The organism is Salinibacterium sp. (assembly GCF_031364185.1).
Taxonomy (GTDB): Bacteria; Actinomycetota; Actinomycetes; order Actinomycetales; family Microbacteriaceae; genus Rhodoglobus.
The window spans coordinates 1-9,242 of sequence record NZ_JANLVV010000111.1; the positions used below are offsets into that span (position 1 = coordinate 1).

Annotated in this window: 8 protein-coding genes; 6 read left to right on the plus strand and 2 right to left on the minus strand. The window is 64.7% G+C overall.

Annotation, left to right across the window (positions count from 1 at the left end):
* Positions 1–94 precede the first annotated feature (94 nt).
* Positions 95–1,267: an alanine racemase gene (locus RMN95_RS05195; RefSeq protein ID WP_309615886.1), complete on the plus strand. Its 1,173-nt coding sequence runs from the start codon at positions 95–97 to the stop codon at positions 1,265–1,267.
* 8 nt (positions 1,268–1,275) lie between these two features.
* On the opposite strand, the gene RMN95_RS05200 is transcribed toward RMN95_RS05195, so the two are convergent.
* Together RMN95_RS05200 and RMN95_RS05205 are read right to left on the minus strand one after the other, a co-directional pair.
* Positions 1,276–1,932 (minus strand): M23 family metallopeptidase, encoded by a 657-nt coding sequence (locus RMN95_RS05200; RefSeq protein ID WP_309615887.1) that lies wholly within the window; start codon positions 1,930–1,932, stop codon positions 1,276–1,278.
* A 229-nt stretch (positions 1,933–2,161) separates the two neighbouring features.
* Positions 2,162–3,709: an amino acid permease gene (locus RMN95_RS05205; protein WP_309615888.1), complete on the minus strand. Its 1,548-nt coding sequence runs from the start codon at positions 3,707–3,709 to the stop codon at positions 2,162–2,164.
* A gap of 203 nt (positions 3,710–3,912) precedes the next feature.
* On the opposite strand from RMN95_RS05205, the gene RMN95_RS05210 reads away from it, so the two are divergent.
* Genes RMN95_RS05210 through RMN95_RS05230 form a run of 5 tightly spaced genes read left to right on the plus strand, consistent with a single transcriptional unit; the run spans position 3,913 to position 8,946 of the window.
* Positions 3,913–5,286 (plus strand): glutamine synthetase family protein, encoded by a 1,374-nt coding sequence (locus RMN95_RS05210; RefSeq protein ID WP_309615889.1) that lies wholly within the window; start codon positions 3,913–3,915, stop codon positions 5,284–5,286.
* Positions 5,273–6,046: a gamma-glutamyl-gamma-aminobutyrate hydrolase family protein gene (locus RMN95_RS05215; protein WP_309615890.1), complete on the plus strand. Its 774-nt coding sequence runs from the start codon at positions 5,273–5,275 to the stop codon at positions 6,044–6,046. The genes RMN95_RS05210 and RMN95_RS05215 overlap by 14 nt, the downstream gene beginning before the upstream one ends.
* Positions 6,043–7,404 (plus strand): aldehyde dehydrogenase family protein, encoded by a 1,362-nt coding sequence (locus RMN95_RS05220; RefSeq protein WP_309615891.1) that lies wholly within the window; start codon positions 6,043–6,045, stop codon positions 7,402–7,404. Before RMN95_RS05215 ends, RMN95_RS05220 begins: the two co-directional genes overlap by 4 nt.
* A 24-nt stretch (positions 7,405–7,428) precedes the next feature.
* On the plus strand, positions 7,429–8,217 hold the full coding sequence (locus RMN95_RS05225; protein WP_309615892.1) for a 3-oxoacyl-ACP reductase: 789 nt from the start codon (positions 7,429–7,431) through the stop codon (positions 8,215–8,217).
* A 3-nt stretch (positions 8,218–8,220) separates the two neighbouring features.
* Entirely contained in the window at positions 8,221–8,946 is a 726-nt protein-coding gene (locus RMN95_RS05230) for an FCD domain-containing protein (protein ID WP_309615893.1), read from the plus strand.
* Positions 8,947–9,242 lie beyond the last annotated feature (296 nt).

Genomic DNA, 9,242 nt, shown 5'->3' on the forward strand with positions numbered 1-9,242 from the left:
CTGCCGGCGGATGGATGCTCGCCACGGCCTGACCGCGCCAGGCCGACATTCCACCGACCCGGCCGCAATCTCAGGCCGGCGCTAGCCTGAACGCATGCAGGATGTCGTGCTCGGGCCGTGGGCGAAGTCGTTTCCCCCGTCCAGTTGGGGCGCGTCGTCGTCCGAGTTTCTGGCGACGAAACCCCGACTTTCTGCCTTCCTCACTCCACTCATCACCATCGATCGCGGCGCGGCGGCACATAACGTGGCGCTGATGGCCGAGTGGGTGGCCGCTCGCGGGTTCGAGATAGCGCCCCACGGCAAGACCACTATGGCGCCTCAGCTGTGGCAGCAGTTGCTCGAGAGGGGTGCCTGGGGGATCACGCTCGCGACGGCCTGGCAGGTGCAGCTCGCACGGTCATTCGGCATCTCTCGCATCATCATGGCCAACGAACTGATCGACCCGGTCGCACTGCGCTGGCTGGGCGCAGAACTTGCCGACCTCGGCTTCGAATTTCTCTGCTGGGTTGACAGCGTCGAGGCCGTTGAACTGATGCGCGCGGGGCTGAAAGGTGGTGCTGCTCGACCGGTTGACGTCGCCATCGAGCTGGGAGGGGCCGGTGGTCGAACCGGAGCACGCTCCATGCAGGCCGCGCTCGCGGTGGCATCCGCTGTTCAGGCCGCGCCCGAACTGCGGCTCGCCGGAGTCGCCGGGTACGAGGGGTCGTACGCGGAGAATCGACGGGACTCCTCGGTCGTGGCCGTGCGGCGCTTTCTTGACGACATCGTCGCGATGCACGACGCGGTTCAGTGGGAAGACCGGCCCATCGTGACCGCGGGCGGAAGTGCGTTCTTCGACCTGGTAGCGGAGGCTTTGTCGCCCCTGGTCGCCCGCGCCACGGTCATCCTGCGCTCAGGGGCCTACCAGCTGCACGATGAGGGGTTCTACAGCGAACTCACCCCGCTTGCCGCGCTGAGACCCGCTGTCCACGGCTGGGCGCGGGTGATATCGCGGCCGAAACCAGGACTGGCGATCATGGATGGCGGCAAGCGAGATTTTCCCTACGATCTCGGCCTGCCGACTACCCGGCATGGCGCGGTAACGAAGGTCAACGACCAGCACTCATACCTGGCCACTAATGATGACAGCCCCGCACTAGGGGATATTCTTCGGCTGGGGATGTCACACCCCTGTACGGCGCTGGACAAATGGCGCGCCATCCCGGTGATCGATGATGCCGACGCCGATGATCCGCTGGTGCTGGATGTGGTGCAGACCTACTTCTGACCCCGTGGTTACGGCAGCCAGCCCATCGGGTCGGTCTTGGTGCCGTTGACCCACACTTCGAAGTGCAGGTGGGCGACCGTGACGTAGCCGGTGTCGCCGACGGAACCGAGCTGTTGGCCGGCGGCGACCGATTGGCCCGCCGATACAAGGGGGGATCCGGAGATCATGTGTGCGTACAGGGTCGTGATGCCGCCGCCATGATCGACCTGCACGTACTGGCCCCAACCGCCATCCTGGGTGACCGCGATGACCACCCCGGGGGATGCCGCGACGATCGGTGAGCCGTAGCCCGCCATGATGTCGATGCCGCCGTGAAACTCAGTTCCCCGGTACCCGAAGCCATCGTTCACTCCGCCGCTGGCCGGCCAGACGGCCAGAGCACCTGTGACGTTGGACGTGGCCGCCGAGTACCGGGCAACGGCAACAGGTTCTGGTTCGGGCGGAGGAGGTGGTGCGGTGATGCCGAATGCGTCACGAGCGGCCGGCGCTGTCACGGCGGCCGAGGCGACGATGGCCTGCGGTTTTGCGGTGCGGCCGCTCGCCGCCGCGGCGGCGGAGCCGGCTTCGGCGAAAGCAACCTGCGATGTGCCGGGGAGTGCGGAAGTGGGAATACTTGCACCCATGATCAGCGCAGATACCGCGCAGATTGTCAGTGTTCGTTTCACGAATCTCGTTTCGGGTTTGCGTGTGCCCGGGGTGGACACTGTCAGCTGAAACCGCGTTTCGCCACCGCGGTAACGACCGCTTGTGGCGGGCTCTGGAACCGGAGGCACTGACCACCGTTGCGGATTACCCTGAGGCGACTCCACGAACGGGACCCTTAAAGGTACATTCCCACCCCTGGTAATACAACTGCGAGGGCGGAATCCGGGGTGCGGCCCGCCCTCGCCGCCGCTATTTCTTATCGAAAACTTCGCTCTCCATCGCGTCGTACCCCTCGGTTTGGGGGTCTCCGTGCAGGCCGCCACTGAGCGCGTACTCCTCCTCCGGGGACAGCACCAGTTGGTGGCGTCCATAGAGGGCGAACAGCCCGATGCCGACAACGAAGATGACGATGAACGTCACGACCGCGACAGCGAAGGTGGGTGCTAGCACGATCCCCAGGAACGCGCCGAACGCGATCACGAGCGCGATGATCGCGCCGGCCACCCCTGTCGGTGACGTGTAGGGACGTTTCGCATTCGGGAACTTGCGACGGAGTATCACAAACGACACCATCTGCATCATGTAAGAAATCACAGCACCAAACACGGCGATGAAGAGAATCACTCCCGTCGCGGCGGCCGCAAGGTCGGGATTCGTCGCCGGAATGATGATGACAACCACTGTCAAAATGATGTAGCCGATGATCCCGCCGACCAGCAGAGCCACCCACGGTGTCTTATGCTTCGCGCCGGTGAGCGAGAGAAACTTCGGGTAGTAGCCAGCCCGGGAGAGTGAATACATGTTGCGACCGTACGCAAACATGATGCCCTGCAACGATGCGAGAAGGCCGATCAGTGCTCCGATCGCCAACACGGCCGCAACACTGTCGGGCAGGAATGCTCGGAAGCCTGCGAGTAGCGGCTCGTCCCCGTCGCCCGGGGAAACGGTGATGGCCTTCGATCCGGTCACCGCCGGATTGAGGAACAGGATGAGCATGCCAAAGAATGCGAGGGTTATGACGCCCCAGACGCTCGCGCGCGGGATGTCCCTGGACGGGTTCTTCGCCTCCTCTGCCGCCAGCGGCAGCTCCTCGATGCCCAGGAAGAACCAGATCGCGAATGGTAGCGAGAACAGAATGCCCACTGCTCCAAACGGCAGAAATGTCGAGTTAGCCCCAGCGGGCGTGATGTCCAACACGCGACTAAAGTCCACCGCGCCGTTCGCGACTGCGAGAATCGCAAAAATGAGGATCACTGCCATCGAAATGATGGCCACGATGAGGGCAAAACGGAAGCCGATCGAAGCGCCAAGAGAGTTCAGCCCAATGAAAAGAGCGAAAAGGATCGCCCACCACACCGGGCCTGGCAGCGATACGCCTGTCAGCGTGCTGAGGGCGGAGTTCGCATATGACGCGGAAAACAGCACGATGACGGATGTCGTGACTACGTACTCGATGGTCTCGGCTAGCCCTGTCACGAAACCGCCCCACGGGCCGAGCGCCGCCCGGGCGAAGGAATACGCTCCGCCCGTGTGAGGCATTGCCGCCGACATTTCACCGATGGAGAAGATCATGGTGAAGTACATGATCACGATGATGATCATGGCAATGAGTAATCCGCCCCACCCGGTAGTGCTCAGTCCCACGTTCCAGCCGGAAAATGCGCCCGAGATTACCGCAGCAATGCCGAGGCCCCACAGCCCCCAGAAGCCCGCTGTCCGCTGGAGTGTGCGCTTCTCAAAGTAGCCAGCCCCTGCGGGGGTGTAGCTAACGCCGGAGACATTCCTGATTTCTGCCATTTCGGTCCTCCCAGTGCGTGATCGGGTGCGCGCCACCGATCAGACGTCGGCGTCCGCGCTTATCGAGAGCTTGGCGGCTATTGGTACCTCATGTCTACCTTTGGATGTTAAATGCGCATTACATTGGGCGAGCATCCAACTCATTCGCTGTGGTGTAATGGTCGGGTCAGTCGGTGTCACCGGCGCGTGCAGAGGAGCATTGGGTGGACGCAACGACACGAACGGGCAACCTCACAGTCGAAGAACTGGGTGAGCTGGTGTCTGCCCACGAGGTCGACACGGTCATCATCGGCTTCACTGACATGCAGGGCCGACTCGTGGAAAAGCGGGTGTCCGCCCGCCTCTTCCTTGAGGAATTCGCCGAGCACGGGGCCGAGTGTTGCAATTATCTTCTCGCGGTCGATGTCGAAAACAACACCGTCGATGGGTATGAAATCTCATCGTGGGCGCGAGGCTACGGCGACATGGCGATGATGCCCGACATCGACACCCTTCGCCACGCCCCATGGCTCGAATCCACCGTGATCGTCACTGCTGATCTCGCCTGGCTCGACGGAAGTCCGGTGGCTCCTGACCCACGTCAGGTGCTCAAGCGCCAGATCGCCAGGCTCGCTGAGAAGAACCTCACACCCTATGCCGCCACCGAGCTGGAGTTCATCGTCTTCGATGACACGTATCGGGATGCCTGGAAGAAGAAATACACCGGCCTGACGCCGGCCAGCGACTACAACATCGACTACGCGCTGATGGCATCCACCCGGATGGAGCCGTTGCTGCGCGACATCCGGAACTCGATGGATGGCGCTGGCATGTACTGCGAGGGGGTGAAGGGCGAGTGCAACCTGGGCCAGCAGGAGATTGGATTTCGGTTCACCGACGCGCTCGGCACCTGCGATAACCACTCCGTGTACAAAAACGGTGCGAAGGAGATCGCCGATAAACACGGCAAGTCACTGACGTTCATGGCCAAATTCAACGAGCGCGAAGGCAACTCCTGCCACATCCATCTGTCGGTCGTGGGTGCGGATGGTGAGCCCGTCATGGCCGATGAGAACGCCGAGCACGGTTTCTCCAGGCTGATGGAGCACTGGATCGCCGGCCAGCTCAAGACCATGCGCGAGTTGACCCTGTTTTTCGCCCCTAACATCAACTCGTATAAGCGCTTTGTCGCCGGCAGCTTTGCCCCCACCGCGGTGGCCTGGGGCCTCGATAACCGCACCTGCGCACTGCGGGTGGTGGGCCATGGACGGTCGCTGCGAGTCGAGAGCCGGGTTCCCGGTGGCGACGTGAACCAGTACCTCGCCATGGCCGCCCTCATCGCCGGCGGCCTCTACGGCATCGAACACGAGCTGGAACTCGAGCCGATCTTTACAGGCAACGCCTACGAATCGGATGCCCCGCGCGTACCATCGACGCTTCGAGAGGCCGCAGAACTCTTCTCGGCATCCACCATCGCACGCGAGGCCTTCGGCGACGACGTGGTGGAGCACTACCTCACCAACGCGAGAGTGGAGCAGGCGGCCTACGACTCGGCCGTCACGGACTGGGAAAGGGTGCGCGGCTTTGAGCGTCTCTAACGAACCGAACTCGCAGGCCGTGTCGGCTCCGGTGATCGGGCTCACGACCTACCTCGAGCAGGCACAGACAGGGGTGTGGGATGTCAAGGCGGCCTTTCTGCCGAAGGTCTATTTCGATGCGGTGAATCGCGCCGGGGGCATCGCGGTGCTGTTGCCGCCGCAACCGGTGGATGCCGTGGTCGCCGGGCGCATCCTGGACGGGCTCGACGGGCTGATCATCACCGGCGGCAAGGATGTGGACCCGGCGCGGTACGGCCAGGAGGCGCATCCGGCGACGGATGAGCCGCGCAAGGATCGTGACGCGTGGGAGGACGCGCTACTCACCGCCGCGATCGAGCGCGAGCTGCCCTTTCTCGGAATCTGCCGGGGAGCGCAGATGCTCAATGTCGCCCTCGGTGGCACCCTGCACCAGCACCTGCCGGAGGTGGTTGGATCGACCCGGTACAGCGCGGGTGGAGGCGTCTTCAACGACAACGACGTGCAGGTGGACGAACACAGCCGTGTCGCGGGTCTCATCGGCGGCGTGGTGACGGCCAAGTCGTACCACCACCAGTCGATTGATCGCGTAGCGGAAGGGCTGGTGGTCTCGGCGCGCTCACACGATGGCACGATTCAGGCAGTCGAGCTGCCGAGCGTTCCCTTCGGGGTGGCCGTGCAGTGGCATCCGGAGCAGGATTACGACGATATTCGGCTCTTCGAGGGCCTGGTGGTGGCGGCGCGGACCTACCGCGGATCACATCGTCCGGACGGTGTCGCGTGAGCACCACCACACTGATAAACCCGGCAGACGAAACCGAACTGCAGGTCATCGAGCACACCACGATTGAGGGGGTGGATGACGCGGTCGCGCGTGGGGTCGCGGCCCAGCGGGTGTGGGCGGCGCTGGCGCCGTCCGCCCGTGCCGGTGCTCTGCGTGATTTCGCGAGCGTCGTGGGCGGTGCGATCGAGGAGCTCGCGAGCCTCGAGGTTGCCAATTCCGGGCATCCACTCACGCAGGCTCGCTGGGAGGCTGGGCATGTTCGCGACGTGCTCACCTACTACTCGGCGGCGCCAGAGCGGATGCTCGGCCAGCAGATCCCGGTCGCGGGCGGCCTCGACGTGACATTCCTCGAACCACTCGGCGTCGTCGGCGTGATTGTGCCCTGGAACTTCCCGATGACCATCGCCAGCTGGGGATTCGCCCCGGCGCTCGCAGCGGGCAACGCCGTCGTGCTGAAGCCGGCGGAATGGACGCCGCTGACCGCGATCCGCCTTGGCGAGCTCGCGCTCGAGGCAGGACTGCCCGAGGGCCTCTTCCAGGTGCTGCCGGGCCGCGGCTCGGTCGTGGGGGAGCGTTTTGTCACCCACGAGAGCGTGCGCAAAATCGTGTTCACCGGCTCGACGTCAGTGGGCAAGCAGGTGATGGCCGGTTGCGCCGCGCAGGTCAAGGCGGTCACTCTCGAACTCGGCGGCAAGAGCGCGAACGTGGTCTTCGCTGACGCCGATGTGGAGAAGGCTGCGGCCACGGCGCCCTACGCAGTCTTCGAAAACGCCGGACAGGACTGCTGCGCCCGCTCAAGGATCCTGGTTGAGCGCGGCGTCTATGACCGCTTTCTTGAGCTGCTGGAACCGGCAGTGAAGGGCGTCGTCGTGGGCGATCCGACACTCGACTCGACCGAGATGGGCCCGCTGGTCTCGCGGGCACACTTCGATTCGGTCAGTTCGTATGTGCCCGATGACTCGCAGGTCGCGTTCCGCGGTAGCGCGCCTGCCGGCCCCGGCTTCTGGTTCGCGCCGACTGTGCTGCTGCCCGCATCCCGAACCGACCGCACCGTGGTCGACGAGATCTTCGGGCCCGTTGTCACCGTGCAGCCATTCGACGACGAAGCGGACGCGATCGCCCTCGCCAACGACAGCATCTACGGCCTGAGTGGCTCGATCTGGACGAGGGATGTCGGCCGCGCCATCCGGGTCTCACGAGCGATCGAGAGTGGCAATCTCTCGGTCAACTCGCACTCCTCGGTGCGCTACTCGACCCCGTTCGGCGGGTTCAAGCAGAGCGGACTCGGGCGTGAGTTGGGGCCGGATGCCGCTGCCGCCTTCACCGAAACCAAGAACGTCTTCATCAGTACCGACTAGGGCAGCCTCTACCGAAGGACCATCATGGCCATCACTCCCATCGACCTGACCCAGCGACTGAAGGGCAAGGTTGCCGTCATTACGGGCGGCGCCAGCGGGATCGGGCTGGCCACCGCTCGCAGGTTCGCGGCGGAGGGCGCGATCGTCGTCATCGGCGACTTCAATGCCGAGACCGGCACCGCCGCGGCCGCCGAAGTCGGAGGGCTGTTTGTGCAGGTGGATGTCACGGACGAAGCCCAGGTGAACAACCTGTTCGACACCGCAGCCGCGACCTACGGCGCCGTCGACATCGCCTTCAACAACGCGGGCATCTCCCCGCCCGACGACGACTCCATAGAAACCACGGAGCTGCCAGCCTGGGACCGCGTGCAGGACGTCAACCTGAAGAGCGTGTACCTGTGCTCGAGGGCCGCACTCAGGCACATGGTGGCGCAGCAGAGCGGATCCATCATCAACACCGCCTCGTTCGTCGCCGTGATGGGTTCGGCGACGTCGCAGATCTCGTATACCGCGTCGAAGGGCGGCGTGCTGGCGATGACGAAAGAGTTGGGGGTGCAATTCGCGCGCCAGGGCATCAGGGTCAACGCGCTCTGCCCCGGGCCCGTGAACACTCCGCTGCTGCAGGAACTGTTTGCCAGCGATCCCGAGCGCGCCCAGCGGCGACTGGTACATATCCCGACGGGTCGCTTCGCCGAGCCGGAGGAGCTGGCCGCGGCCGTCGCGTTCCTCGCCAGCGACGACGCAAGTTTTATTACCGCCTCGACCTTTCTCGTCGATGGCGGCATCAGCTCGGCCTATGTGACTCCGCTGTGACGTATGTCTGATGCGGCCCCCGGCGGCCTTGCCGACGGCGTACTGTTTCGCCCGGTGCGCAATGGCAACGCGTTCGAAGACACGGTCGCTCGCCTTCTGCAGACCATCCGCCTCGGCATCGTCGCGCCCGGCGGAGCCCTGCCGCCCGAGCGCGAGCTGGCGGCGAGGTTCTCGGTGAGCCGCGACACCGTTCGCGACGCGATCAAATCCCTGTCAGACGCGGGCTTTCTGGTGGCTCGCCGCGGTCGCTACGGTGGCACCTTTGTCAGCGAGACCCTTCCGACAGCCGCGGTTCCGGATGCTCCGCCGCCGACCGCCGCCCAGATCGACGACATCCTCGGCCTCCGCGACATCCTCGAGGTGGGCGCTGCACGCGCGGCGGCGGCCCGCGAGCTGGGGGCGACCGATCGCGATCTGCTCTGGACGCGCCTCGCCGAGGTGGCCGTGGCATCCGTCGACGACTATCGACGACTCGACTCGCGCCTGCACCTGACCATTGCGGAACTGGTGGGCACCCCCTCGCTGGTCTCCCTGGTCGCAGACAACCGCACCTACGTTAACCAGTTTTTGGACGGGATTCCGTTGCTCGCGCGCAATATCCAGCACTCGAACGAGCAGCACGAGGCAATCGTGGTGGCGATTCTGACCGGTAGCCCCGAGCGCGCGGCCGACGCGATGAGCGAGCATCTGGCTGGCTCGGCGGCTCTGCTGCGGGCGTTTCTGGGGTAGCACGGGTTGGCCCGTGAGGGACCGACACTCCCGTGAGAGCGCAATGCGCGCGGGGACCCGTGACCACAGACTTCTTGCCGGACTGCTCATGTGCATCGAGAACGCCACTTTTGCTGCCTAAACCCGCGCGAACCCAGCAGAAGTGGCGTTCTCGACGAGAGTGAGAGCGGCGAGCACCAGCCGCGTGCTCGCGAGCACGTGCTACGAGGGTCGCGAGCACGGGCCGCGCGGGTCGGGGCGCCGGGCCACGGCGCGCGCTCGAAACCATCGAGAACGCCACTTTTGCTGCCTAAACC